Origin of the sequence: Mesorhizobium sp. BR-1-1-10 (assembly GCF_020165595.1) — a bacterium.
GTDB classification, from domain to species: domain Bacteria; phylum Pseudomonadota; class Alphaproteobacteria; order Rhizobiales; family Rhizobiaceae; genus Mesorhizobium; species Mesorhizobium australicum.
The window spans coordinates 350,135-374,348 of sequence record NZ_JAIUIL010000003.1 but is presented as its reverse complement, the minus strand read 5'-3'; the positions used below and the strand labels follow the sequence as shown (position 1 = coordinate 374,348).

Genomic DNA, 24,214 nt, shown 5'->3' with positions numbered 1-24,214 from the left:
ACTTATGCTTTTGTCATGATCGAAGCAGAGATTTTCCGCGCCTTGGCCGACCCGACACGCCGCGCCGTCTTTGAGCGTCTCGCCACAGGCGAGATGAGCGTGTCGGAATTGCGCAGCGGCCTGACGGTGTCGCAACCGGCGGTGTCGCAGCATCTGGCGGTGCTGCGGGGCGCCGGCCTCGTGGTCGAGCGGCGGGCCGGCCGCAACGCCTATTATCGTGCGGATCCGCAGGGGCTTGCCCCGCTGCTCTCATGGATCGAACGCTACCGTACCTTCTGGCCGGAGCGCATCGAAAGGCTGAAGACGGTTTTGAAGGACATGGATCAATGAACAGCCAAAGCGAAGTCTCTCCCGATGCGATTGAGTTCGAATACGATCTTGCCGAGCCGCCGGAAAAGGTTTGGCGGGCGCTGACCGTGCCGGAACTGCTCGCCGCCTGGATGATGCCCAACGACATCAGGCCGCAGACCGGCAGCCGCTTTGCCTTCGCCGGTCAAGACGCGGCGATCGAATGCGAGATTCTCGATGCCGAGCCCGAACGCCTGCTGCGCTATTCCTGGCGCGAGCGGTCGGACGATGCCGCGCACCCACTCGACAGCACCGTCACCTTCACACTCGCCCGAACCGTTTCCGGCGGCACGCATCTGCGCATCGTCCATGACGGCTTTGCTCGCAAGGCGATGCCGGCCGTGGCCATGGCGGGGGCAGGCTGCCGGCTTTCGCTGCACGGGACCGGCACGCCTATAGCCGCGAACACCCCACGCCTTCTGCTGCTGCACGCGGCTTGAACACGGAAAATTGGAGACAAAAAAATGGGCGGTGTTGCCAGTCTTGTGCCGATGGTAATCGAGCAATCGAGCCGCGGCGAACGCGCATTCGACATTTTTTCGCGGCTGCTGCGCGAGCGCATCGTCTTCGTCAACGGGGAGATTAACGATGACGTCTCGGCGCTGGTCTGCGCGCAACTTTTGTCGCTGGAGTCGGACAATCCCGAGAAGGAGATCTCGCTCTACATCAACTCGCCCGGCGGCATGGTGACCAGCGGCTTCGCCATCTACGACACGATGCAGTATATCAGCTGCCCGGTGTCGACCGTATGCATGGGCTTTGCCGCGTCGATGGGATCGTTCCTGCTGATGGCGGGCACCGCCGGGCGCCGCATCGCACTACCCAACGCCACCATCCTGCTACATCAGCCGCTGGGCGGCTTCCAGGGCCAGGCTTCCGACATCCAGCGGCACGCCGAACGCATCGGCCAGACCAAACGCCACATGACCGAACTCTACGCCCAGCATTGCGGCCGCAGCTATGACGAAGTCGAGCGCACGCTCGACCGCGACCATTTCATGACCGCCCGCGAGGCCCAGGCCTGGGGCATCGTCGACCATGTGTTCGACACCCGCAAAAAGGCTGCGTAGGACCAGAGTGAGGTCAAATCCTGCTGCTTGTCGAAGATTTGACGATCCCGCTCTGGCTCCGGTGGCGGCAGGCCCCTATAACAAGGGATGACCGACACTCATCGATCAAGAACATCGCACCGTGTCACGGCCGCCATGGTGCTTGCCATCGTCGGCCTTGTGTCCAGGTCGGCACTTGCCGACGAGGCCTCGTCGTCGGTTCGGAAAGGCGCCCTGCCCGGCGTAACCGGCGATTATCGCATCGCAAAGCCCGCCCCGGTGCCCGAACCCGACGACGCGTTCCCCAGCAGCGGCAACGGGCAGTTCAAGATCGGCAATACCGATGTCAGGATTTCCGGCAGCATCACCGTCGATGTCGGAGTTGGCGGGACCAAGCCACCCAGATAGGCAAAGATCGGGCCTTCCAACTGGAGCCCGCCAAAAGAACAGCCCCGCCGTGCCTTGGGCAAACGGACGGGGCTTTTCTGGATCTCAAATCCATTTTTGCCGGGAGTGTACTGCCGGCGTTTGATTTCGGATGCTTCGCGGCATTCAGCCGACGATCCGACTAGCAGTCTCTGATTTTCAGGGATACGGCAGGTCACGGTTTGTCGGGGGGCGAAAACGCCTGCCCTTGGCACTTATGCCTGCCGCGGCTCCAGTAACAACTGAAGCCCTGGGGGACTATCCGGTGGCGTCATGCTCCGCTCCTCTTGTCCGTTGCGACATTGTCGTCGTGAAGCGCAAATCGCAAATGCCTGCGGCGTCTCGCAGGCCGCCTTGGGGCGGCGAGGCCATCGATAGACGGCCGGCTTCGCTGACTTCGCAAGACTGCTCCCGTGAGTTGGCCGCGTCAACCATCAATAGCCGGTTACGGAAAAATGTGATCGCCGGGAGCTTACGTTCGGGTCAGCTTCCGCACAGCTTTGTCAGGAGCGTGTTCGGTCTTTGTTCTTTCCGCTTGCCCCCTCGCGCGAAAGGCGGTTAAACGACTTCTGTCGAGAATTGTGGCGTCTCTCGACGTGGCGGCAAAAATAACTACATAGGGAATGGCCGGGGAAACCCGCCTATCCCACAAATTCCAGATCTGAGGCGGCGACCTGACATGGCCGACCATAAATATCTTTCCATTCGCGGGGCGCGCGAACACAATCTGAAGAATGTCGATCTCGACCTGCCGCGTGACAGCCTGATCGTCATGACCGGCCTGTCGGGCTCCGGCAAATCGTCGCTTGCTTTCGACACCATCTATGCAGAAGGCCAGCGCCGCTATGTCGAGAGCCTCTCGGCCTATGCCCGGCAATTCCTCGAAATGATGCAAAAGCCCGACGTCGACCAGATCGACGGCCTGTCGCCGGCCATCTCGATCGAGCAGAAGACCACGTCGAAGAACCCGCGTTCGACGGTCGGTACCGTCACCGAGATCTACGACTATATGCGCCTTCTGTTTGCCCGCGTCGGCGTGCCCTATTCGCCGGCCACCGGCCTGCCGATCGAGAGCCAGACGGTCAGCCAGATGGTCGACCGGGTGCTGGCCGTCGAGGAAGGCACGCGCCTGTTCCTGCTGGCGCCCATCGTGCGCGGCCGCAAGGGCGAATATCGCAAGGAACTGCTGGAGTTGCAGAAGAAGGGCTTTCAGCGCGTCAAGGTCGACGGCGTCTTCTATGAAATCGCCGATGTGCCGGCGCTGGACAAGAAATACAAGCACGACATCGACGTCGTCGTCGACCGCATCGTCGTTCGCGGCGACCTTGCCACAAGGCTTGCCGACTCCATCGAGACGGCGCTGAAGCTGGCCGAGGGGCTGGCAGTGGCCGAGTTCGCCGACAGGCCGCTCGATGCCAGCCAGACTGGCGAGGATTCGGTCAACAAGTCGAAGAACGAGACGCATGAGCGCATCCTGTTCTCGGAAAAGTTCGCCTGCCCGGTTTCCGGCTTCACCATTCCGGAAATCGAGCCCAGGCTGTTCTCCTTCAACAACCCGTTTGGCGCCTGCCCGACCTGCGACGGTCTCGGCAGCCAGCGCGCCATCGACCCCAACCTCGTGGTGCCGGACGAGAACGTGTCGCTGCGCGACGGCGCCGTCAGCCCATGGGCGAAATCGACCTCGCCCTATTACTCGCAGACGCTCGAGGCATTGGGCAAGGCGTACGACTTCAAGCTCGGCGACAAGTTCAAGGATCTTTCAGCGCAAGCCCAGGAAGCGATCCTGCGCGGCACCGGCGAGCGCGAGATCACCTTCCAGTATGATGACGGCCTGCGCTCCTACAAAACGACCAAGACCTTCGAAGGCGTCATCCCCAATCTCGAGCGCCGCTGGAAGGAGACCGAATCCGCCTGGATGCGCGAGGAGATCGAGCGTTTCATGTCGGCAACGCCCTGCCCGGTCTGCAAGGGCTACCGGCTGAAGCCGGAGGCGCTGGCGGTGAAGATCGCCGGCAAGCACATTGGCGAAGTGACGGAACAGTCGATCCGCAACGCCGACAAATGGTTCACCGACCTGCCGGCGCAGCTCAACGACAAGCAGAACGAGATCGCTGTCCGCGTCCTGAAGGAAATCCGCGAGCGTCTGCGCTTCCTCAACGATGTCGGGCTCGACTATCTCACCTTGTCGCGCAATTCCGGCACGCTGTCGGGTGGCGAAAGCCAGCGCATCCGGCTGGCCTCGCAGATCGGCTCAGGCCTGACCGGCGTGCTCTACGTGCTGGACGAGCCGTCGATCGGCCTGCACCAGCGCGACAATACCCGCCTGCTCGACACGCTCAAGCACCTGCGCGACATCGGCAACACCGTGATCGTCGTCGAGCATGACGAGGACGCCATCCTGCATGCCGACTATGTCGTCGATATGGGTCCGGCCGCCGGCATCCATGGCGGCGAGATCATCGCCCAGGGCACGCCGCAGCAGGTGATGGCCAATCCCAATTCGATCACCGGCAAATATCTGTCCGGCGCGCTCGAAGTGGCAACGCCCGGCGTGCGCCGCGAGGCGAAGAAAAACCGGCGGCTGAAGATCGTCGGCGCGCGCGGCAACAATCTGAAGAACGTCACCGCCGAAATCCCGCTCGGCACCTTCACCGCCGTCACCGGCGTGTCGGGCGGCGGCAAGTCGACCTTCCTGATCGAGACGCTGTTCAAGGCGGCCTCGCGCCGCATCATGGGCTCGCGCGAGCATCCGGCCGAACATGACCGCATCGAGGGATTGGAGTTCCTCGACAAGGTCATCGACATCGACCAGTCGCCGATCGGCCGCACGCCGCGTTCGAACCCCGCCACCTATACCGGCGCCTTCACGCCGATCCGCGACTGGTTCGCCGGGCTACCGGAAGCGAAGGCGCGCGGCTATCAGCCCGGCCGTTTCTCCTTCAACGTCAAGGGCGGCCGCTGCGAGGCCTGCCAAGGCGACGGCGTCATCAAGATCGAGATGCACTTTTTGCCCGACGTCTACGTCACCTGCGACGTCTGTCACGGCAAGCGCTACAACAGGGAGACGCTCGACGTGCTGTTCAAGGGCAAGTCGATCGCCGACGTGCTCGACATGACCGTCGAGGAAGGCGTCGATTTCTTCGCCGCCGTACCCGGCGTACGCGACAAGCTGGAGACGCTGAAGCAGGTCGGCCTTGGTTACATTCATATCGGCCAGCAGGCGACGACGCTGTCCGGCGGTGAAGCGCAGCGCATCAAGCTCGCCAAGGAACTGTCGCGCAAGGCGACCGGCAAGACGCTCTACATCCTCGACGAGCCGACCACAGGCCTGCACTTCCACGACGTCGCCAAGCTGCTGGAAGTGCTGCACGAACTGGTCGACCAGGGCAATACCGTCGTCGTCATCGAGCACAATCTCGAAGTGATAAAAACCGCCGACTGGGTGCTCGACCTCGGCCCTGAAGGTGGCGACGGCGGCGGCGAACTGGTGGCGTCCGGCACACCGGAAGCGATCGTGCGGGAGAAGCGCAGCTACACCGGCCAGTTCCTCAAGGAGTTGCTGGAGCGTCGCCCTGGAGGCAAACGCGAAGCGGCGGAGTGATGGGTAGGGATGATCTCATCACGGTCCAGAGCAGCTTTGGCATGAGGCTTGCCGGCCCTGAAGATCTCGCCGCGATCGTCGCGCTGACGCAAGCCGCCTACGCTCCCTACTCCGCCATACTCGATGCACCGCCGATGCCGGTTACCGAGGACTACGCGCCGCGTATTGCCCAGGGTCAGGTCTGGCTGCTGGAGATCGGTGATGAACTTGCCGGAGTGATCACGCTGGAGCGGCATGAAGATCACGCGATGATCTTCTCCGTCGCGGTGTCGCCTGCCTTCCAGGGCAAGGGGTTCGGTATTGCATTGCTGAAGCACGCTGACGAGCAGGCGCGGCAGTGGGGCCTGCCGGAGATACGGCTCTACACCAATGCGAAAATGGAACGAAACATCGCGCTCTATCTCGCTTACGGCTATCGCGAAACGGGTCGCCGGCCCAATCCCTACCGGCCAGGGTGGATACTCGTCGACATGGCCAAACCCGTCGACAACAGGTCCACCACGGCCTGATCGCCACTAGAAATCTGGGAGGACGACAATGAGCAAATCGGGAACAATCCGCGCCGGCATGGGCGGCTGGACCTTCGAACCCTGGGACACGTCCTTCTACCCCGAGAAACTGTCGAAGGCCAAGCAACTGCAATACGCTACCCGGCAGGTGCCGAGCATCGAGGTCAACGGCACTTATTATTCGAGCTTCAAGGAGCCGACCTTCGTCAAATGGGCCAACGAAGCACCTGACAATTTCGTCTATTCGCTGAAAGGCAACCGCTTCGTTACCAACCGGCGCGTGCTGGGCGAGGCCGGTGAATCGATGATGCGTTTCCTGGGTTCCGGCGTTGCCGCGCTCGGCGACAAGCTGGGACCGATCCTGTGGCAGTTCGCTCCGACCAAGAAGTTCGATCCGGACGATTTCGAGGCGTTTCTGAAGCTGCTGCCGGAAAAGCAGGATGGTGTCGCGCTGCGCCACGCGCTGGAAGTGCGCAACGACAGTTTCATCGTGCCGGAATTCCCAGCGCTCGCGCGCAAATACAAGGCGGCGATCGTCTATGCCGACCATGCCAAATATCCTGATATCGCCGACATCACTGGCGATTTCATCTACGCGCGGCTGCAGACCGGCTCGGATGACAATCCGGACTGCTACACGCCAAAGGGCCTCGACGAATGGGCGGCGCGGGCCAAGATCTGGGCGCAAGGCAAGCAGCCGGCGGATCTGCGGCGCGCCGACCCTGCCAGCGACGCGCCGGTCCAACCGCGCGACGTGTTCGTCTACTTCATCACCGAGGGCAAGGTGCGGGCGCCGTTCGGGGCGATGGCATTGATGAGGCGCGTAGCCGACTGAAAAGGCATCAGTCGGTTTCCAGCTACACACAATAGGCGCATAGCCTGTGCGTATTAGCGTAGCAAAGCGCCTGTTCCTGGGCATCTTCGCCACGATCGTAACCTTATCGACACTTCCTTGCCGCATGAATGCGCCGACGCCAAGCCGCAGAGCTGGGACCGCCGCCGGCAGGGAAAGAGGGCATGTCGCTCGACTACACTTCACTTCTGCTGGCCGTCGGTTTCTCGGCCGCTTGCCTAAGCCTGACATTGTTCGGCATGTGGCTGACCGCCCGCTCGGAAAAATTCCTGCTGACATGGGCGATCAGCCTGGTGTTCGTGGTCGGCGATATTTTTATCTATGACGCCTATATCGAGATGCCGGGACGCCTGCTCGGCATCGCCACCTCCGCGTTTCTGCTGATCGGCTTTTCGGCCATGCTGGGTGCGGCCTATCAGTTCCGAACCGGCGGCTCGCCACTGCCGCGGACCCTGTGGGGTTGCTATTCCCTGGCGATAGCGTTGCCCCCCATGGCTCTGGGCTACGATGGCCTCGGCTTCGTGGCGGAGAACATGTTTGCCGCCGTGCTCCTGTTCGCCACGGCTTTCGAATACTGGAAGGGCCGTGATGAGGCACCCGCCCTGACGATCGGCATCACCGCGCTCTATTCGGCCACGGCCACCTCCTTCGGGCTCTGCGCCATGGTTCTCGCCTGGGAAGGAAAACTGGTGCTCGGACATGCACCAAGCAACTGGGCCGAGGAGCTCAGCCTCGTCGTGGTTATCGCCAGCATGACAGGTATTGGCGCGCTCTCGCTTGCCCTCAATCAGGGGCGTCTGGCGAGGCACCACCATCGCAACGCCCAGACGGATTCCCTGACCGGCCTGCTCAACCGGCGCGCGCTGTTCGACATGCATGGCCATGTCCCGGTCGGCGCCTTTACCGCGGTGGTCGTCTTCGACCTCGACAACTTCAAAACCATCAACGACGAATTCGGCCATGCGGCGGGCGATGAAGTGCTGAGGGTGTTCGCCAACGAGTTGGTAGCCAACCTTCGACCGGCCGACGTCGCCGCGCGCATGGGCGGCGAGGAATTCGCGCTGGTACTGAAGCGCACGCTGCCGGAGGCGGTCGAGGAAGCAGCCGAGCGTATCCGGGCGGCTTTCGCGGCGCGACTGATAGAAACCGAAACCGGTTCCCTCACCTGTACGGTCAGCGCCGGATTTGCGTTTGGCAGCAAAGAGGGGATCAGCCTGGACAAGGTACTCAGCGCCGCCGACAAGGCGCTCTATGACGCCAAGCGGGGAGGTCGCAACCGCGTCACCGCCTCGCCATTCCGACGCGCGAGCTAAACGCGCGTATCATGCCAAGCCCGCCGGGCGACATGCATTAGGCCGCCATGACGATTTCATTGAAGGTATCGAGATCGACATAGAAGACCTTGGTGATCTCCTCGATCAGGTCGTCGTAGTCACAGCCCTGCGACCTCAGAATGTTGATGGCGGCGATGATGTCGACGCGTTCGGTAAGCCGCCGCTTCTGGTAGTCCTCGACGTAACGTTCCATGGCTGTCCCTTAGCCTGTGTGCCCAAACGCGTTTGAACGACAATCAGATCGGGAAGCTAGGAAGCCTTGCTTGCGTGGAACTTGCAGGGCCTTTGCCGCGCCGCGATCTGCGATGACCAGACTGATACGGAAACGGCCGACTCACAAAGCCACGAAAAGACTAGCATGCGATATTGCATGTGCCAGAGACGCAGATGATGGATGTAGGAAATATTGGACTTGCCAATAACTTCAAATCTTCAATGAAGTCTGGCGCCGATTCTAGACCGTGAGGAATTTGCGGACATCAGCCCGGTCTAAATCTTCCGCTGGGCCGGTGTGGACGATCTGGCCGCGATCCATGATGTTGACCTCGTCGGCGAGTTCGCGGCAGAAATCGAGATACTGTTCGACCAGCAGCACCGCAATGCCGGCCTGGTCGCGCAGATAGCGTATGGCGCGGCCGATATCCTTGATGACAGAGGGCTGGATGCCTTCGGTCGGCTCGTCGAGCACCAGCAGCTTCGGCCGCATCACGAGTGCCCTGCCGATGGCGAGCTGCTGTTGCTGGCCGCCGGAAAGATCGCCACCACGGCGGCCAAGCATCTGCTTCAGCACCGGAAACAGCTCGAAGACGTGCGCAGGCACGTTGCGGTCGGCGCGCTTCAAGGGCGCGAAGCCGGACTCGAGATTTTCCCGCACGCTGAGCAGCGGAAAGATCTCCCTGCCCTGCGGCACGAATGCGATGCCCGACCGGGCGCGGTCATACGCCGCGCTCCGGTCGAGCGCCTTCCCCTCGAAGGCAACGCTTCCGCTCGTCAGCCGGTTATGGCCGACGATCGATCTCATCAAACTGGTCTTGCCGACGCCGTTGCGGCCGAGCACGCAGGTGATTTTGCCCGCACCCGCCTTCAGCGACACCCCGCGCAACGCCTGGGCGGCGCCGTAGTGCAGCGTGGCATTGGAAACCTCGAGCATGTCAGCGCCTTCTCCAGAACCTCAGCAAAGACAGATCGAAGCGATGGAATTGAACCCGCCAATGCATGCTCATCTCCCCAGATAGACTTCGACGACGCGCTCGTCGGCCGAAACGAAATCGAGCGTCCCTTCCGAGAGCACCGAGCCTTCATGCAGGCAGGTAACCTTGACGCCGAGTTCGCGGACGAAATGCATGTCGTGTTCGACGACAATGACCGAGTGGTCACGGGCGATATCCCTGAGCAGCCGCGCGGTTTCCTCGGTCTCGGCATCGGTCATGCCGGCCACCGGCTCGTCGACCAGAAGCAGCTTCGGGTCCTGCGCCAGCAGCATGCCGATCTCGAGCCATTGTTTCTGGCCGTGGCTAAGATTGGCGGCGAGTTCGCGGCGCTTGTCGCCCAACCGGATGATGCCAAGGATGTCATCGATCTGCCGCGCCTCGGCGGGCGATTGGCGATGGAACAGCGCCGGGAAGATCGAACGCGGTCCCTTCAGCGCCAGCATCAGGTTTTCTTCGATCGTGTGGCTTTCGAAAACGGTCGGCTTCTGGAATTTGCGGCCGATGCCCATCATGGCGATCTCGGCTTCGTCATGCCTGGTCAGGTCCACCTGGCCGTCGAAGAACACTTCGCCTTCATCCGGCCTCGTCTTGCCGGTGACGATGTCCATCATCGTCGTCTTGCCGGCGCCGTTGGGGCCGATGATGGCGCGCATCTCGCCCTTGTCGAGCACCAGGGACAGATTGTTGATGGCGCGAAAGCCGTCGAAGGACACCGAGACGCCGTCGAGATAGAGGATAGTGTTGGATTTGCTCATGGTCGCCTACTCCGCCGCCTGCGGTTCGGGGTCGGACCAGGACCATTCGCCTGGGTTTCTCGCCGGCGAGCGAGCGGGCTTCGAGGTCGCGGACGCGATGCCAACCTCGGCGCCGGCTTCTTCAGCCTGGGACGCCACGCGCAGCGCCCTGGCATTGCCGCGCCAGCTGTCCCACATGCCGATGATGCCCTTGGGCAGGAGCAAGGTGACGGCGACGAACAGGCCGCCGAGCGCGAACAGCCAGAATTCCGGCAGCACGCCGGTGAACCAGGATTTGCCGGCATTGACCAGCAACGCGCCGATGATCGGCCCGACAATGGTGCCGCGGCCGCCGACCGCCGCCCAAATCACCACCTCGATCGAATTGGCCGGCTCGAATTCGCCTGGATTGATGATGCCGACCTGCGGCACGTAGAGCGCGCCGGCAATGCCTGCCATGACGGCCGAAACGGTAAAAGCGAACAGCTTTACGTTCTCGGCCCGCCAGCCGAGGAAACGCGTGCGGCTCTCGGCGTCGCGCACGGCCATCAGCAGCTTGCCGTATTTGGAGCCGACGATCGCCCAGGTGATGAAAACGGCGAGTGCCAGCATCACCGCGCTGGCCGCGAACAGTGCCGAACGGGTCGTATCGGCCTGCACGTTGAAGCCCAGAATATCCTTGAAATCGGTCAGGCCGTTATTGCCTCCGAAACCCATGTCGTTGCGGAAGAAGGCAAGCAGCAGCGCATAGGTCATCGCCTGGGTGATGATGGAGAGGTAGACACCGGTGACGCGGCTGCGGAAGGCGAACCAGCCGAAGATGAAGGCAAGCAGGCCGGGCACCGCCAGCACCATGATGGCGGCGAACCAGAAATGGTCGAAACCGGTCCAGAACCAGGGCAATTCCTTGTAGTTCAGGAACACCATGAAATCGGGCAGGATCGGGTTGCCGTAGACGCCGCGCGAGCCGATCTGGCGCATCAGATACATTCCCATCGCATAGCCGCCGAGCGCGAAGAAGGCGCCGTGGCCGAGCGAGAGGATACCGCAATAGCCCCAGACCAGATCGAGCGAGAGCGCCAGCAGTGCATAGCAGAGATATTTGCCGGTCAGCGCCACGATGTAGGACGGAATGTAGAAGGCGCTTGTCGGCGAGACGGCCAGGTTAAGCACCGGCACGATTATAGCCACCGCCAGCAGGATGAAGATGGTGATGGCGATGCGGCGATCCGCGCCGGCGGCAAAGAAGCGTCCCGATATCATGCTTCCACCGCCCTGCCCTTGAGCGCGAACAGGCCTCGCGGGCGCTTCTGGATGAACAGGATGATCAGCACCAGCACGACGATCTTGCCGAGCACCGCGCCGGCATAGGGCTCGAGAACCTTGTTGACGATGCCGAGCGAAAAGGCGCCGACCAATGTACCCCAGAGATTGCCGACACCGCCGAAGACGACCACCATGAAGCTGTCGATGATGTAGCCGCGACCAAGATTGGGCGAGACATTGTCGATCTGGCTGAGCGCGACGCCGGCGATACCGGCAATGCCGGATCCCAGCGCGAAGGTCAGCGCGTCGACCCAGGGCGTCCTGATACCCATCGAGGCGGCCATGCGCCGGTTGGCGGTGACGGCGCGCATCTGCAGCCCCCAGGGCGTGCGCTTCATCACATAGAGCAACATGCCGAATACCGTGAGCGCGAACACCAGAATCCACAGACGGTTCCAGGTGATGGCCAGTTGCCCGACGTCGAAGGAGCCGGACATCCAGGACGGATTGCCGACCTCCTGGTTGGTCGGTCCGAAGATCGAGCGCACCGCCTGCTGCAGGATGAGCGAGACGCCCCAGGTTGCCAGCAGCGTCTCCAGCGGCCGGCCGTAGAGGAACCGGATCACGCCGCGCTCGATGATGAGACCGACGAATGCCGCGACCAGGAAGGCGAGCGGCAGCGCGATCACCAGCGACCAGTCGAACAGGCTGGGAAGGGACGTCCGGATCACCTGCTGGACGACGAAGGTCGTATAGGCGCCAAGCATCACCATCTCGCCATGCGCCATGTTGATGACGCCCATGACGCCGAAGGTGATGGCAAGCCCGATCGCTGCCAGCAGCAGCACGGAACCCAGCGAAATCCCGTACCAGATGTTCTGTCCGGCATCCCACAGGGCCAGCGTCGAATTGATGTTGGCGATCGCTGCCGTCGCCGCGTCCTTGACCGCGCCGGAGGCACTGGCCTCGACCGAAGTGAGCAGCGAAACCGCGTCCCGGTCGCCACGCGCGCCGATCAGGGCGACCGCGGCGAGTTTGTCGGCCTCGGGCCTGTCGGAAACAAGCACCGAGGCCGCACGGGCCTGTTCGAGCAGAGCCTTGACGCTGGCCACGGTCTCGCCGGCAATCGCCGTGTCGAGTGGCTCGATGTTGGCTGCGTCGGGCGTCTTGAACATGGTGCCGGCGGCGGCCAGCCGCACAGCCGGATCCTTGGCGCCAAGCGTCAACGTGCCGAGCGCATCGCGGATGACGCGGCGCAGTGTGTTGTTGACCTTGATCTTGGCGACGTCGTCCTTGGCCGCCTCGCCGGATGCTTCGCTGCTGAGCGGATCGAAAAGCTGGACGCTTTCGCCGGTTTCCTTGCCGACGAAGACCAGGGAATCGGCCTTGCGGATATAGAGATTGCCATCGGCGAGTGCCGAAAGCGGGTGTTCGACCAAAGGATCGCCGGTGGCGGCGAGGTCATGCACGACGGCTCCGGTCTCGGAAAAGCCCTTGGCGCTCGCGAACTTGGCGATGATGGCGCGCAGATCGGCTTCGCCTGCGCCCGACGACGACAGTGTCGCCAGCAGGAACAACAGCGTCAGGCCAATCGTGCGGATCAAGGTCATCGGCTTGAGTTAACCCTTGAAGGTTTGAAATGGGCGCGTCCGGACAGTGGAGGAAACCGTCCGGACGCGTGCGGTCTTGGGCTTGGCATGAAGGCCCAGCCCGGGGAGGATCAGTTTGTGCCCTTGCCGCCGCACTTGCCGGTGGCAACGTTGAAGTTGCCGCACGACAGCGGCTTGCGCCAATCGGAGATCAAATCCTTGGAGTCCGGCAGGTAGTCGGACCATTCGTCGCCCATCACTAGGCCCGGCGTGCGCGAAACCGTTTCGAACTGGCCGTCGGCCTGGATTTCGCCGATCAGCACCGGCTTGGTGATGTGATGGTTCGGCATCATCGTCGAGTAGCCGCCGGTCAGGTTTGGCACAGAAACGCCGATCATGGCGTCGATGACCTTGTCCGGATCGGTGGTGCCGGCCTTCTCGACCGCCTTCACCCACATGTTGAAGCCGATATAATGGGCTTCCATCGGGTCGTTGGTGGTGCGCTTGTCGCTCTTGATGAACTTGTGCCAGTCGGAGATGAACTTCTTGTTCTCGGGCGTATCGACGCTCTCGAAATAGTTCCAGGCGGCGAGATGGCCGACCAGCGGCGCGGTGTCGAGACCGGCCAGCTCTTCCTCGCCGACCGAGAAGGCCATGACCGGGATGTCCTCGGCCTTGATGCCCTGGTTGCCGAGTTCCTTGTAGAACGGCACGTTGGCATCGCCATTGACGGTCGAGACGACGGCGGTCTTCTTGCCGGCCGAGCCGAATTTCTTGATCGCCGAGACTTCGGTCTGCCAGTCGGAGAAGCCGAACGGCGTATAGTTGACCATGATGTCTTCGGCCGCGACGCCCTTGGCCTTCAGATAGGCTTCGAGGATCTTGTTGGTGGTGCGCGGATAGACGTAGTCGGTGCCTTCGAGCACCCAGCGCTTCACCGAACCGCCGTCCTCGCTCATCAGGTAATCGACGGCCGGAATGGCCTGCTGGTTCGGCGCGGCACCCGTGTAGAAGACGTTGCGCTCGCTTTCCTCGCCCTCATACTGGACCGGATAGAACAGGATATTGTCGAGTTCGGAAAACACCGGCAGCACCGACTTGCGCGACACCGAGGTCCAGCAGCCGAACACCGCGGCGACCTTGTCCTTCGAGATCAGCTCACGCGCCTTTTCGGCGAACAGCGGCCAGTTGGAAGCCGGATCGACGACGACCGCCTCGAGCTTCTTGCCGAGCAGGCCGCCCTTGGCGTTCTGCTCGTCGATGAGCATCAGCATGGCGTCCTTCAGCGTCGTCTCTGAAATCGCCATCGTGCCCGACAGCGAATGAAGAATGCCGACCTTGATCGTATCATCGGCGGCCCTGGCCGGAGCAGACATCACCAGGCCGGCGGCAACTACGCTCGCCGAGAACATTTTTGCTATTGTCGAGAAATTACCCCTCATGCGGAAGACTCCCAAGCTGGTTTGATTGCACCGCGACTATGCAAAGCAACCCCCGTGCCAACCACTGAAGGCATGCGGAAAAGCGCAAAATAGATACATGTTATCAGTGCGTTGCTATATTAGATTGAACGAAACAAAGAGAGCCGCTTAAAAATTGATTGAGGGAAATTTGCGCAATGCACAAGGTATATGCCTAAGTTTTGATCATTTTCTTTAGATGCCTATATTTTGATCTCGGAGGGAGATCGCCGACAGCAAATGTTGCGGCGCGGCGCAAAAATAGGGCAAGCTTGGTCGTTCAAGCGGACGGCATCATGACATCAGCCATTTCACGCATATTCATCGGCATAGTGGCTCTGGCGGCGGCAACCGGAGCGGCCCGAGCCGACTTCAGCGACGGCAGGATGCCCGACGGCATCTATCACTGCGAGGCCTACCTGCTCGGCATGTTCCTCAACCTCGGCGACATCACCATCAAGGGAAACGTCTATAGCGGCCCGGTCACGTTCGGGACCGCGCAGCAGCAGGGCTACAACTATCAGATGGATGCAAACGGCGTGATCTCCTGGCTGGGACCAGTTGGCGGTTACACCACCGGCGGCAACTCGCTCTCGCTCACCCAGGCAACGCTGGACGGCCAGAGTCCGCCCTCCTTCGACATCATCATGAAGCAGCCCGACGGCGCCTTCACCGCCACGACCTGCACCAGGGGAAGCAATCAATAGATCTTCCCTGGCAATGACACCGCCTCGGTCTGCAACCCTGCCCGTCTTCTCATCTCATCTGGATGTTGCCGAAGGACCGCCAGCCGGTCGGCGCCTGAGGCCATGAAAAAAAGGCGCGGAACTGGTCAAGTTCCGCGCCAGCAGGCAGTCGGGAGGTCAGATGGTTTTCGCCGACATCTGCGCGGCGATATAGTCGGCCTGGCGGATCGCCAGCGACACGATGGTCAGGGTCGGGTTTTCGGCCGCACCCGTCGTGAACTGGCTGCCGTCCGACACGAACAGGTTCTTGATGTCGTGTGCCTGGCCATGCTTGTTGACGACGCCGTCGGCGGCCTTCTCGCTCATCCGGTTGGTGCCGAGATTGTGCGTCGAGGGATAGGGTGGCGTCGGGAAAGTGCGTGTGGCGCCGACCGCATCGTAAAGCGCCGTGGCCTGCTTGTAGGCATGATTGCGCATTGCCGTGTCGTTGGCATGGTCGTCGAAATGCACATCGGCGATCGGCATGCCGTGCTCGTCCTTCTCGTCGCCATGCAGCGTGATGCGGTTCTCCTCGCGCGGCATGTCCTCACCGACGATCCACAGGCCGGCCATGTGGTCGTAGTGGTCGAGCGCGGTGGTGAAGGAACGCCCCCAGCCGCCAGGGTTCAGGAAGGCAGCCATGAAGGGCAGGCCGAGCGACAGCGTCTCGAACTCGTAACCGCCGACAAAACCGCGTGACGGATCATGGCGCGCCTCATCACGGATGATGCCGGCCATGGTTGTGCCGCGATACATGTGCACTGGCTTGTCGAAGATGGCATAGACCGATCCCGTGGTATGCCGCATGTAGTTCTTGCCCACCTGCCCCGACGAGTTGGCAAGGCCGTGCGGGAACTTGGCTGATTCGGAATTGAGCAGCAGGCGCGGGCTCTCGATCGAATTGCCGGCGACCGCCACGATGCGGGCCTTCTGCTCCTGCAGCTTGCCGTCCTTGTCGGCATAGACGACGCCGGTGACCTTTCCAGAGGCGTCATGGTTGATCTTGATCGCCATGGCGTTCGGCCGGACCTCGAGGTGGCCGGTCGCCTCGCCCTTCGGGATTTCGGTATAGAGCGTCGACCATTTGGCGCCCCATTTGCAGCCCTGGAAGCAGAAGCCGGTCTGCTGGCAGGAATTGCGGTCGTCGCGCTCCACCGAGTTGATCGCCATGTTGCCGGTATGGCATTCCTTGTAGCCGAGCTTGTCGGCGCCGGCCTTCAGCACCTTGAAATTGTTGTTGCCCGGCAGGCGTGGCCAGCCATTGGTGCCGGTGACGCCCATCTTGGCTTCCGCCTTGGCGTAGTAGGGCTCCATCTCGGCCAGCGTCACCGGCCAATCCAAAAGGTTGGCGCCTTCCAGCTTGCCGTAGGTCGACAGCGTCTTGAACTCATGCTCCTGGAAGCGCAGCGATGCGCCCGCCCAGTGCGTGGTCGAGCCGCCGACCGACTTGACGATCCAGGCCGGAAGGTTGGGAAGATCCTTGGCCACGCGCCAATCGCCGGATGTGGTGCGCTTGTCCGTCCAGGCGAGCTGAGCGAACGAATCCCACTCGTCGTTGATGAAGTCCTCATATTCGTGGCGGGCACCGGCCTCGAGAATGACGACGTCGATGCCCTTCTGCGCCAGCTCGTTGCCGAGCGTGCCGCCGCCGGCGCCGGAGCCGATGATGACGACCACGCCGTCGTTTTTCAGATCAAATGCTGCTGCCATGGTTTCCTCCCATGAAATCAATTGAATGCGGTTTGGGCGAAGCGGGTCAGAGCCACTCGATGTCGCTGAATCCCCGCGCGATGTAGCCGCCCTTGGAATAGGATTCGCCCTCGTAGCCGAAGATCGGCCAGACCTCCTTCTGGTTGTAGAGGCTGACGACAAGACCGCCGCGAACCGCCTGGAAGAAGGCCGTACCCTCAATGTCCCTGAGCAGCGCGACCCGCTGCTCCTCCCAGCCGAGCCCGCGATAACCGCCCTCGCCGGCTCTCTTGTCGAGATCGGCGATCCCGTTTTCGATAAGCTCCTTGTGAGCCTTGTCCTTGGCGGCCATCTCGTCATGGCCCTTGACCGCCACGGCGTAATATTTGTCAGGGACCTGGTCATGTGGGTAGATATCGCGCGCCAGCTGGATCAGCGTCGCCATTGTCTCGGGCTTCAGAGCCGAGGTTTCCAGCCCCCAGGCATGTTGCGGACTGATGACGGCGCTGCCGGAAATGACGAGCAGCGCGCCGACGCCGCCGCGTTTGAGAAGTTCGCGCCGTGAAAGCCCGGGCTTCCCCTCGTGGATCGTGACCATGTTTTCCTCCCTGCTTGCTGTTCGCACTCGAAGAGTGCCGTTGCTGGCGCCGCGCCGGTCCGCGCGGCCGGTTGTCCCTATTGGAAGCGCCCTCCGCGCTGCAGGACCTCGACCTTGTAGCCGTCGGGGTCCTCGATGAAGAAGAAGCGGGCGATGAGCGACCCGTCGCGGCTGAATTCGACAATCTTCTTCGGATTGAGGCCGAGAGCGCCGAGCCGATCATGTTCGCTGTCGAGATCGGCGACCGAGACCGCGAGGTGACCGTAGCCATCGCCCAGCGCATAGGGCTCCGCGCGCCCCTTGTTGACGGTCAACTCAACCTCGAAAGGCGCATCGGCATTGCTGAGGTAGACCAGCGTGAAGGTCTCGAAGTCCAGTCGTTGGGCGACCTCAAGGCCGAATGCCCGGGTGTAGAAATCGATGGAGCGGGCTTCGTCGAGAACCCGGATCATGGTGTGGATTGCCTTCGCCAAATCAGACTCCGCAGCTTCATGCTTTCGAAGGTGATTATGCGCGCCGGCGAAGAAAGGTGGTGGCAGCCGACTACCACGCATGGGGTTGGAAAAACGGATATGCCCATCCCAAGGACGTAAGTCTGCCAAGGACGAAAGTCTGATTGCCGTTGACGACCTTCCGGTCGATGATGAAACCGCAGGCAGTGTTCAAAAGGCACCGACCGCCCCGTCGGCGCCCAAGACCAACAAAAACGGGAGGTAACGATGTGCAGAGTCTTTGCCGCACAGGATCCGGAAGGCTATCGTCAGATCAACCGGTCGATCCGCATTGACGGACATTCGACGAGCATCCAGCTCGAGGTCACGTTCTGGGCCTTGCTCGACGAAATCGCCGAAAGCCAGAACCTGACGACGCCGAAATTCATCTCGAAGCTCTACGACGAAGCCATCGAGATCAACGGCGAGATCCCTAATTTCGCGTCGATGCTGCGCACCACTTGCGCACTCTATCTACGCGGCCACCGACCATCCATGGAGGAGGTGTTGAAGCGAGAGGCCGCCTAGCGCCCTTCCGTGGCGACTTCGAGCGCGAGCCGGCTCATGTCCGTGAAAAGCGCCTGGCGTTCGGAATAGTCGGTCTGTTCGCCGGTAAGCAGATTGTCGACGACGGTCAGCAGCGACAACGCCCTCGCGCCGAAATGGGCCGATATGCGATAGAGAGCGCTGGTTTCCATGTCTACCGCCAGCGCCCCGAGCGCCCTTGCGTCGGCATAACGGGCACGCGCTTCAGGATGGTAGAATATATCGGTGCAGGCTGTCAGGCCGGCGTGGTGGTCGATGCCAAGTGCGGCTGCCTTGCTCAATGCGCTAGCCAGCAGCGCCGGATCCGGGCCAACATCGGCTACGTAAAGGCCAAAAACTCGACCGCTCTCGGTATTTTCAGGCCGTGCCGATTGCGAGATCACAAGGCTGCGCAGCTTTGCCTCGGCGCTCAGGCTGCCGCAGGTACCGGTGCGGATCAGTGTTCGGACGCCATAAAAGTCAAGCAGTTCATGGGCGTAGATCAGGAAGGATGAAACGCCGATGCCCGTCGCCTGAATGCTGACAGGCTTGCCGCGAAACAAGCCGGTAAAGCCGAGAGCGCCGCGTCGGCGATTGACGCAGCGCGATGCCTCCAGGAATGTCTGCGCCATCCACTCCGCGCGCTGCGGGTCGCCCGGCAACAAAACCGTGTCGGCGTAATCGCCCTTGCCTGCCTCGATGTGTGGCGTCAACAGCCGCTCCCCCAAGCCCGCCTGCTGTATTTTCAACAATCATGGCGTTGTTACGGCGTTGTGCAAGAGCGCGGCATTGGAAGCACCTAGGATTCAAGGACATCCTTGACGATCGTGGCCAGTTGCTTGAGCGAGAACGGCTTTGGCAGGAAGCCGAAATGCGCCTCCGCCGGCAGGTTCCTGGCGAAAGCGTCCTCGGCATAGCCGGAGACGAAAACGAACTTGATGTCCGGCTGGCGTTTGCGCAACTCACCGAGCAGGGTCGGCCCGTCCATTTCCGGCATCACCACGTCGGAAACGACGATGTCGACCTTGCCGCCCAGCGCTTCGAACACTTCCAGCGCCTCGACGCCCGAGGATGCCTCGTGAACGGTATAGCCGCGCGAGGTCAGTGCCCGCATGCCGCCCATGCGCACGGCATCCTCATCCTCGACCAGCAGGACCGTCGCCGACCCGGACAGATCCTTGGTGCTATCGGCCAGTTTGACTGCCGCTGCCGCCGGCGCTTCACCGGCTTCGGCTGCCGTTTTCGCTTCCACGATGTGACGCGGCAGGAAGATGCGGAAGGTGGACCCCTTGCCGACTTCGGAATCGCAGAAAATGAAACCGCCGGTCTGCTTGATGATGCCGTAGACCATGGACAGGCCAAGGCCCGTGCCCTTGCCGACCTCCTTGGTGGTGAAGAACGGCTCGAAGATCTTCTTCAGCACGTCGGGCGCGATGCCTGAACCCGTATCCTCGACTTCGACCACCACATAGTCGGCGGCCGCGAGTTCGCGATAGGGAAAGCTCTTGCATTCCTCGGCGGTCACGTTGCGGGTGCGCACGGTGAGATCGCCGCCCGCCGGCATCGCGTCGCGCGCGTTGACCGCCAGGTTGACCACCACTTGCTCGAACTGCCCGATATCGACCTTGACCGGCCACAGGTCGCGGCCGTGGTCGACCTTGAGCTTGATGTCGTTGCCGACCAGCCGGGCAAGCAGCATCCTGAGATCGGCGAGCACGTCGGTGAGGTTCAGCACTTCCGGCCGCAGCGTCTGCTTGCGCGAGAAGGCCAGCAACTGCCGGACCAGGGAGGCCGCGCGATTGGCGTTCTGCTTGATGTTCATGATGTCGGGGAAGGACGGATCCGACGGCCGGTGATTGGTCAAAAGCAGGTCGGACGCCATGATGATGGCGGTCAGCACATTGTTGAAGTCGTGCGCGATGCCACCGGCGAGCTGGCCGACGGCCTGCATCTTCTGGCTTTGCGCCATCTGCCCTTCGAGCGCCTTCTGCTCGGTCGTCTCGACGGCGTAGACGATGGCCGCTTCCTCGGCTCCTTCGCCGCCGGTGCCATCGGCCACGGCGTTGACGTAGAAACGGATATGCCGCTCATCATTGCCGGGCAGCACGGTCTCGATCGGATCGATGTCGGCCTGCCGCTGTCGGGCTTTCTCGAAAGCCGCGGCAAAGGCCGGCCGGTCGCGGTCATGGATCACCGTGTCGAGCCGCACGCGGCGATCCACGGCATCGCGGTCGACGACCGAGGAAAACAGCGACAGGAACGGTGCGTTTGTGCGCAGGATGCGCCCGCTGGCATCGACACCGGCAATCGCCATCGGCGTCGAATTGAAGAAGCGGGTGAAGCGCACTTCCGAGGCGCGCAGGTCGGCCGAGGCATCCTCGCCCTGTGTGCGGTTGAGCACGATGGTGCGGGTTGGCCCGCCGACGCCCTCACGGCTGGCCGAAACGCGATGCATGAAGCGCACCGGCAGCGCCTCGCCGGTCATCGTCGTCAAGTCGAGATCGATGACCGCATTGCGCGTCGTCCCGGGGTCCGCCTTGACGGAGCGCACCAGCGCCATGCCGCCGCCGGCAACAATATCGGGCAAGGCGACGGCACCGGGGGTGAAGCTGGCGAGATCGATGCCCAGCCATCCGGCGAGCGTGGCGTTGATGTAGGTGACCCGGCCGTCCTGGTCGGCCGAAAAGAAGCCGGCCGGCGCGTGGTCGAGGTGGTCGATTGCCTTCTGCAGATCGAGGAAGAAACGCTCCTGCTCGGCCCGCTCTTGCGAAATGTCGGCGAGCTGCCAGGCCAGCATCGGCAGCCGCTGGCCCGGGACGCTGAACGCGCGGGCGCGTGCCCGGTACCAGCGCGCGCCCGGTTCGGCGCCGGGCCGGATCGATTGCGCGAGCCGGAACTCGCCGTCGCCCGGCTGCCCGTCACGCAAGCCGGACGCCAGCCGGTAAATGGTCACCGAGGCTTCGGGGACATCGGAGAGCAATCCTTCGACCGTCTTCAGGTCAGCGGCCGATGAGGCGCCGGTCATATCGGCATAGGCGCGGTTGGCGTAGACGACGCGACCCTTGGTGTCCGTGACCAGCAGGCCCTGCGACATCGAATCGACGAAGGCCTTGGACAGTTCGTCGCCCGTGGAGCGCGGTGTGATCTGCACGAAGCCGATCGCGGTCGCGAACAGGAAGCCGACACCGATCATCGCCAGTACGCCGAGCATGCCGAGCAGGAACGGATCGCCGAGGCGCTCGCGGAAAAGGCCGAAGACGATTGCGGCGCCCGTCAGGACGACGATGAAGATGATAAGCCGGGTGACCGCGCCCGGTCGCGTATTCTGGTCGACGATCGGTGCCGGATAGAAATCGCCGCGCGCTTCCTTGGCCATATGCCCCCTGCTCATGAAATCCGATGTTCCGACACCCGCCCCCAATGCATGTCGCCCAAAAATGACTTCGGTTTTGGGAAAACGACATGCATGAAAAACACGGACCTGAAACGCGCCGCATGAATCCGTTTCAGCGCGACGCGCTTTAGCCGGTTGAATCACATTCTCCTGGTCTGGAAAAGGCCCGGGCGGCAAATGTCGGATAAAAATGCTGTCGGCTGGCCTTCCCTGTGTTTCAAGCTGTTCACGATGCGTGAAAGGCAACTTGCGGTAGCCAGTCGCAACGGTCTAGTGTCGCGTCCACTTTCCAAACCGTTCGGGGGAAACCAATGCAGTGGCTGGATAGCGTGGCGGGTCCCGGTTATGCGGCGGCACTCCTGTGGACCTTCGCGGCGCTGATCCTGCTGGTCATCGTTCTCGTCATCGTCAGGCTCGTGCGCAACCTGACCTTCGGCACGTTTGTCGCCGGCGGCCGCAACCGCAAGACGCGGCTCGCCGTCATGGACGCAACCGCCGTCGACAGCCATCGCCGACTGGTGCTGGTGCGACGCGACGACATCGAACATCTGCTTCTGATCGGCGGCCCGACCGACGTCGTTGTCGAACGTGACATCCGCCTCGCCGCGCCGCGCCGTCCGGCGTTGACTGGAGATGGCGGCCTGCAGCCTGTCCCGGCGGCCGCCGCCCCGGCTGCGAAGCCTCGGTCGCCGCAGCCCGCTCCCGTGCCTCCGAGACAAGCACCCGCTCCGCAGCCGGTGGCCATGGCACGGCCTGCCCGCCAGCGTCCGGCGGCGCCACCACCGGCTCCGGCGCCCGCACCGAAACCAGCGGCGCAAACCTATCAATCGACCAATGTCACGCCGCTGCCTGCCTATGGCTCCGCCAACGTCAATGCCGCCAGGCACACGCCGCCACCGCCGACGCAGGACAGCATCGACGACACGCTGATGAAAGAACTCGAGGTTTCGCTCGACCAGCCCCGCTCCGGCGGCCCGGTGGGCAAACCGGCAGCCAAGGCGCCGCCCTCGCTCGACGATGAAATGACCAGGCTGTTGGGCGAACTTTCAAGCCAAAAGAGATGAACTGCCTAGGTCAAGAGATGAACTGTCGCCTGCCAGTGACTAGGCTGGCCGGCGTTCAAGCGTGTTCAAATCTATTGAAGGTGGCACGCATCGAACAGAAATGGCCGGATAACCGGCCATTTGGAAATCAATGCAAAGGCGGTCCATCAGTCGTCGCGATAGACTTTTTCACGGCGCTCATGCCGTTCTTGCGCTTCGATCGACAAGGTGGCGATCGGGCGCGCGTCGAGCCGCTTCAAGGCGATCGGCTCACCGGTTTCTTCGCAATAGCCGTAAGTGCCTTCATCGATGCGCTGCAGCGCCGAATCGATCTTTGAGATGAGTTTCCGCTGACGGTCGCGGGCCCTGAGCTCGATGGCGCGGTCGGTTTCCGAAGAGGCGCGGTCGGCGAGGTCGGGATGGTTGGCGTTTTCCTGCTGCAGGATTTCGAGGGTTTCGCGCGCCTCGCGCAAGATGTCATTTTTCCAGGTGACGAGCTTCTGGCGGAAGTAGGATTTCTGCCGTTCGTTCATGAACGGCTCGTCTTCGGAGGGTACGTAATCGGCGGTAACGATGTCGTTCATTCGACTCACCCAACAGCCCCAAATTTGGCGCCTATATATTCGCCACCAGACGCCTGCACAAGCGCAATCAGCCACCGACTCACGCAATTGTTAAAGTGCGTCTCCAGCCTTCTCCGGAGCGGCATAAATCTGTTTTGATGGCGAAAGTACGACGATCCTCGCCCATCGCCCTGCAAGTGATTCGCCGCGCTGAAGCACGCGCACCATTGTGCGTGCGGCTTTTCTCGTGGCTAATCGCGGCAGGACTTCAGCTCTCGGGCACCGTTGGAGGTTGGGTGAGCAGGCTTTATCTGTTGCGACACGCCAAGGCCGGTTGGGCCTTGCCAGGCATGCGTGATTTCGATCGTCCATTGGACGCATCCGGCCGCGCCGATGCCGAAAAAATGGGGACCGCGATGCGTTCCCGCTCCTATGTGCCGGACCTGACGCTGTGTTCCAACGCCAAACGCGCCAGGGAAACCCTCGAGGGTCTGGCCGGCCAGACCGACACAGGCAAGGTGCTGTTTTTGGACGCGCTCTACAGCGAGGACGCGGCCTGCTATCTCCGCCTCGTCCGGGATCATGGCGGACCCGGTTCATTGCTGGTCATAGGCCACAACCCGATGACGGAGGATCTCGCCATGGCGGTTTCGGGCGATGGCGGCGAGCCGGAGCGGGCAATGCTCAATCACGGCTTTCCAACCACGGGCCTCGCGGTCGTCCGTTTCCCCGGCGATCTGGCGAAAGCGACCCAGGGAGCGGGTTATCTTGAAGCGTTCCTGACACCGGCAGATCCCTGATGCCGA

Annotated in this window: 24 protein-coding genes; 12 read left to right on the top strand and 12 right to left on the bottom strand. The window is 62.3% G+C overall.

Going from position 1 to position 24,214, the window contains the following annotated elements; all coding sequences use genetic code 11:
* Positions 1-15: 15 nt before the first annotated feature.
* From LB555_RS07645 to LB555_RS07610, 8 genes are all read left to right on the top strand, one after another.
* Positions 16-330, top strand: a complete 315-nt coding sequence (locus LB555_RS07645) for an ArsR/SmtB family transcription factor (protein WP_224682580.1) — start codon at positions 16-18, stop codon at positions 328-330.
* Positions 327-788 (top strand): SRPBCC family protein, encoded by a 462-nt coding sequence (locus LB555_RS07640; RefSeq protein ID WP_140616308.1) that lies wholly within the window; start codon positions 327-329, stop codon positions 786-788. Before LB555_RS07645 ends, LB555_RS07640 begins: the two co-directional genes overlap by 4 nt.
* Positions 789-812: 24 nt before the next feature.
* Entirely contained in the window at positions 813-1,418 is a 606-nt protein-coding gene (locus LB555_RS07635) for an ATP-dependent Clp protease proteolytic subunit (RefSeq protein ID WP_224682579.1), read from the top strand.
* Between the two features lie 87 nt (positions 1,419-1,505).
* Positions 1,506-1,805, top strand: coding sequence for a hypothetical protein (locus LB555_RS07630; RefSeq protein ID WP_140664216.1), 300 nt, complete (start codon positions 1,506-1,508; stop codon positions 1,803-1,805).
* A gap of 697 nt (positions 1,806-2,502) precedes the next feature.
* A complete protein-coding gene (uvrA, locus tag LB555_RS07625; protein WP_140664219.1) occupies positions 2,503-5,424 on the top strand; it encodes an excinuclease ABC subunit UvrA in 2,922 nt (973 codons plus the stop codon).
* A gap of 41 nt (positions 5,425-5,465) precedes the next feature.
* Positions 5,466-5,933 carry a GNAT family N-acetyltransferase gene (locus LB555_RS07620; RefSeq protein ID WP_224682578.1) on the top strand — a complete coding sequence of 156 codons (468 nt, stop codon included), beginning with the start codon at positions 5,466-5,468 and terminating at the stop codon, positions 5,931-5,933.
* 28 nt (positions 5,934-5,961) lie between these two features.
* On the top strand, positions 5,962-6,768 hold the full coding sequence (locus LB555_RS07615; RefSeq protein WP_140664221.1) for a DUF72 domain-containing protein: 807 nt from the start codon (positions 5,962-5,964) through the stop codon (positions 6,766-6,768).
* A 182-nt stretch (positions 6,769-6,950) separates the two neighbouring features.
* Positions 6,951-8,099: a GGDEF domain-containing protein gene (locus tag LB555_RS07610; RefSeq protein WP_140664224.1), complete on the top strand. Its 1,149-nt coding sequence runs from the start codon at positions 6,951-6,953 to the stop codon at positions 8,097-8,099.
* A 37-nt stretch (positions 8,100-8,136) separates the two neighbouring features.
* Here the strand turns inward: LB555_RS07610 and LB555_RS07605 are convergent, their stop codons facing one another.
* The 6 genes from LB555_RS07605 to urtA all read right to left on the bottom strand — a co-directional run bounded on the left by LB555_RS07605 (position 8,137) and on the right by urtA (position 14,332).
* Entirely contained in the window at positions 8,137-8,313 is a 177-nt protein-coding gene (locus LB555_RS07605; RefSeq protein WP_013531844.1) for a hypothetical protein, read from the bottom strand.
* 261 nt (positions 8,314-8,574) lie between these two features.
* Complete coding sequence (gene urtE, locus LB555_RS07600; RefSeq protein ID WP_015317701.1) at positions 8,575-9,270, bottom strand: urea ABC transporter ATP-binding subunit UrtE; 696 nt, start codon at positions 9,268-9,270, stop codon at positions 8,575-8,577.
* A gap of 69 nt (positions 9,271-9,339) precedes the next feature.
* A complete protein-coding gene (gene urtD, locus LB555_RS07595; protein WP_015317700.1) occupies positions 9,340-10,086 on the bottom strand; it encodes an urea ABC transporter ATP-binding protein UrtD in 747 nt (248 codons plus the stop codon).
* 6 nt (positions 10,087-10,092) lie between these two features.
* Positions 10,093-11,328 (bottom strand): urea ABC transporter permease subunit UrtC, encoded by a 1,236-nt coding sequence (gene urtC, locus LB555_RS07590; RefSeq protein WP_015317699.1) that lies wholly within the window; start codon positions 11,326-11,328, stop codon positions 10,093-10,095.
* The gene (urtB, locus tag LB555_RS07585; RefSeq protein WP_224682577.1) at positions 11,325-12,941 is read right to left on the bottom strand and encodes an urea ABC transporter permease subunit UrtB; all 1,617 of its coding nucleotides are present in this window, start codon (positions 12,939-12,941) and stop codon (positions 11,325-11,327) included. The genes urtC and urtB overlap by 4 nt, the downstream gene beginning before the upstream one ends.
* A 110-nt stretch (positions 12,942-13,051) precedes the next feature.
* Positions 13,052-14,332: an urea ABC transporter substrate-binding protein gene (gene urtA, locus LB555_RS07580; protein ID WP_224682695.1), complete on the bottom strand. Its 1,281-nt coding sequence runs from the start codon at positions 14,330-14,332 to the stop codon at positions 13,052-13,054.
* Between the two features lie 344 nt (positions 14,333-14,676).
* Between urtA and LB555_RS07575 the strand changes: the two genes are divergently transcribed.
* Positions 14,677-15,087 carry a hypothetical protein gene (locus LB555_RS07575; protein WP_224682576.1) on the top strand — a complete coding sequence of 137 codons (411 nt, stop codon included), beginning with the start codon at positions 14,677-14,679 and terminating at the stop codon, positions 15,085-15,087.
* A gap of 156 nt (positions 15,088-15,243) precedes the next feature.
* Here LB555_RS07575 and LB555_RS07570 read toward each other — a convergent pair whose 3' ends face one another.
* The 3 genes from LB555_RS07570 to LB555_RS07560 form a co-directional block, all read right to left on the bottom strand.
* Entirely contained in the window at positions 15,244-16,815 is a 1,572-nt protein-coding gene (locus LB555_RS07570) for a GMC family oxidoreductase (protein WP_224682575.1), read from the bottom strand.
* A 46-nt stretch (positions 16,816-16,861) separates the two neighbouring features.
* A complete protein-coding gene (locus LB555_RS07565; RefSeq protein ID WP_015317694.1) occupies positions 16,862-17,392 on the bottom strand; it encodes a hypothetical protein in 531 nt (176 codons plus the stop codon).
* A 77-nt stretch (positions 17,393-17,469) separates the two neighbouring features.
* The gene (locus LB555_RS07560; RefSeq protein WP_015317693.1) at positions 17,470-17,865 is read right to left on the bottom strand and encodes a VOC family protein; all 396 of its coding nucleotides are present in this window, start codon (positions 17,863-17,865) and stop codon (positions 17,470-17,472) included.
* 246 nt (positions 17,866-18,111) lie between these two features.
* On the opposite strand from LB555_RS07560, the gene LB555_RS07555 reads away from it, so the two are divergent.
* A complete protein-coding gene (locus LB555_RS07555) occupies positions 18,112-18,411 on the top strand; it encodes a ribbon-helix-helix domain-containing protein (RefSeq protein ID WP_015317692.1) in 300 nt (99 codons plus the stop codon).
* On the opposite strand, the gene LB555_RS07550 is transcribed toward LB555_RS07555, so the two are convergent.
* On the bottom strand, positions 18,408-19,121 hold the full coding sequence (locus tag LB555_RS07550) for a DeoD-type purine-nucleoside phosphorylase (protein ID WP_140726833.1): 714 nt from the start codon (positions 19,119-19,121) through the stop codon (positions 18,408-18,410). The two genes, LB555_RS07555 and LB555_RS07550, sit on opposite strands and share 4 nt — an antisense overlap.
* Before the next feature lie 86 nt (positions 19,122-19,207).
* The gene (gene cckA, locus LB555_RS07545; protein WP_224682694.1) at positions 19,208-21,784 is read right to left on the bottom strand and encodes a cell cycle histidine kinase CckA; all 2,577 of its coding nucleotides are present in this window, start codon (positions 21,782-21,784) and stop codon (positions 19,208-19,210) included.
* A gap of 329 nt (positions 21,785-22,113) precedes the next feature.
* Between cckA and LB555_RS07540 the strand changes: the two genes are divergently transcribed.
* Positions 22,114-22,866: a flagellar biosynthetic protein FliO gene (locus LB555_RS07540; RefSeq protein WP_224682574.1), complete on the top strand. Its 753-nt coding sequence runs from the start codon at positions 22,114-22,116 to the stop codon at positions 22,864-22,866.
* Positions 22,867-23,012: 146 nt separating this feature from the next.
* On the opposite strand, the gene dksA is transcribed toward LB555_RS07540, so the two are convergent.
* Positions 23,013-23,429, bottom strand: a complete 417-nt coding sequence (gene dksA / locus LB555_RS07535; protein ID WP_015317688.1) for an RNA polymerase-binding protein DksA — start codon at positions 23,427-23,429, stop codon at positions 23,013-23,015.
* Positions 23,430-23,704: 275 nt separating this feature from the next.
* Here dksA and LB555_RS07530 point away from each other — a divergent pair, with 275 nt between their 5' ends.
* Positions 23,705-24,208 carry a SixA phosphatase family protein gene (locus LB555_RS07530; protein WP_140726830.1) on the top strand — a complete coding sequence of 168 codons (504 nt, stop codon included), beginning with the start codon at positions 23,705-23,707 and terminating at the stop codon, positions 24,206-24,208.
* The last annotated feature ends 6 nt before the right edge of the window (positions 24,209-24,214 follow it).